This window comes from Solibacillus palustris (assembly GCF_022549215.1).
In the GTDB taxonomy this organism is placed as follows: domain Bacteria; phylum Bacillota; class Bacilli; order Bacillales_A; family Planococcaceae; genus Solibacillus; species Solibacillus daqui.
Window position 1 is genome coordinate 1 of sequence record NZ_JAKZFC010000024.1, and the last position, 2,215, is coordinate 2,215.

Below are 2,215 nucleotides of genomic sequence, written 5' to 3' on the forward strand. Positions count from 1 at the left end.
GGTAGTATTTTAATGAAGGAGTTTATAGAGTTATATAAAGGAAAAGAATTACAACCAGTAAAACTGCAGTATAAGGACTTTGCAGAGTGGCAGAATAAATTCATGAAATCAGAAGAAATGAAAAAACAAGAAGAATATTGGTTGAATGTGTTTAGAGATGAAGTTCAAGTATTAAATATACCTACTGATTATGAAAGACCAGCAATTCAAAGTTTTGAAGGTGATACTTTAAATGTTGAAGTAGATGAAAAAACTACAGAACTATTGAGAAATCTTACAAAAGAAACAGGAACAACCATGCATATGGTGTTACTATCAGGATTTTATATACTGCTGTCTAAGTATAGTGGACAAGAAGATATTGTAATAGGAATACCAATAGCAGGAAGATCGCATGCAGACCTACAGAATATAATGGGGATGTTTGTAAATACATTGGCTCTAAGAAATAAGCCCGAAGGAAATAAAACATTCGTAGATTTCTTAAAAGAAGTAAAAGAAAACTCTCTATACGCATATGAGAATCAAAGTTACCAATTTGAAATGTTAATTGAAAACCTAGATTTAGTAAGGGATACAAGTAGAAACCCATTGTTTGATGTTATGTTTGATATTGTAGCAAGCGTATCAGATGGTGATGTTAAGGTGGATGACATTATATTAAAACCTTATGATATGGAAAGTAAAATATCAAAGTTTGACCTGAATTTAGAAGTAGTAGAATATCCAAAAATACTTGAATTATCATTGTCCTATTGTGTAGGGCTTTTCCGTAAAGATACAGTAGAACTTTTATTAGAGGATTACTATTCTATACTTAAAACAATTACCAATGATAGAAATGTAACATTAAACAATATAGAGTTGATCAACTTAAAGAATAATGATACAGAGTTAAAACTAGATTTGTTTGAAAATTCCTACTTATTATAACTTTTTTAATTTTCGTAATATACAAAATTATTATTATAAATTCCAATTCAGTGATATATTCATTTTGAACCTACAAGAATGGATTTAAATGGAGTGGTGGGCATGCAGTTGGCATTACTAAACAAGAATTGACGTTTTATCTTGAACAGGAGTGTATGCCCACAAAGGCTCCAAACCACTTCCGGTATAATATTTCATGACTGACTGAGAAGATTCAAAAAGAACTTGTGAAAATAACCGTTCTGATTTGATGAGAAAATCGGTGTTTTATGATGAACTAATGTGCTTGTTCACAAGGGTATTTCCATTATTATTAAATTAATTTTTTCGAAATGCTGGTGAAAAATATAGAGCAAGTTACAATTTAATTTCTTATATTTTTTATGGTGCAAAACACTTTATTATCTAGAATTATTTACATGGGTTTTTTACACCAAGAATTTAGAACTATATGATTTAGATTGGTGGTAAGGATGTTATGAAAGAAATTAAAGAACATGATCCAATTAAATATTGGAGAAAAGCAATTATTAAAGCAAAAAATAGTGAAGAAATCACATGGAGTCATGGTGAAGATTCAAATGAAGAAGGTCAGTATGAAATAATAATTGATAAATGTTATTGTGACAGGTTAAAGGAAATATGCAAAAGTAATGATCTTTTAGCCTTTACTTTTATAGTATCGGCTTTCAAGGTTAGTTTATCAAAGTATTTATCTAAAAAAGATATAACCGTTGGTATTCCTTGCTATAGGCCTGTAGGACAAGTTATTTTAAATAAAGTATTGCCCTTAACATCTAATATAGATTATGATCAAACATTTTCGGACTACATGATGAACATTAAGAATGAAATGCTGCAAATATATAAGAATCAATCCTTTTTAAATACAAAGATATTACAAGATGAGAATATAAATAATTTGATGGAACTAACTCCAATAAATATATGTATGAAAGGGTTACATCAGGAAAAAGATATTGACTATATATTAAGTTCAAGCAAAAACCAATTAACAATTTTACTTGAATCACTTCAAAATGGTTCAAGTTATCTAAAAGTTATATATGACAAAAAACATCTTTCTGAGTTTGATGTCAAGATTTTAAGTAATAGCTTTTTTAATGTTTTCAAATTAATACTAGTAAATTATAAGCAAAAATTATCAGATGTAGATCTGTTATTAGAAGGGGAAAGGAACCGATTATTAAATGAATTTAATCATACAGATGCAGAATATCCTAAGGATACGACCATCCAAAAGATATTCGAAAAACAAGTA

The 2,215-nt window shown here is 28.5% G+C and carries 2 protein-coding genes; both read left to right on the forward strand.

The window, feature by feature from the left end:
* The coding region (locus LZ480_RS19575; protein ID WP_241371219.1) for a condensation domain-containing protein at positions 1–933 on the forward strand (933 nt) is incomplete at its 5' end.
* A 478-nt stretch (positions 934–1,411) separates the two neighbouring features.
* A partial coding sequence (locus LZ480_RS19580) for a condensation domain-containing protein (RefSeq protein WP_241371220.1) occupies positions 1,412–2,215 on the forward strand: 804 nt, incomplete at its 3' end.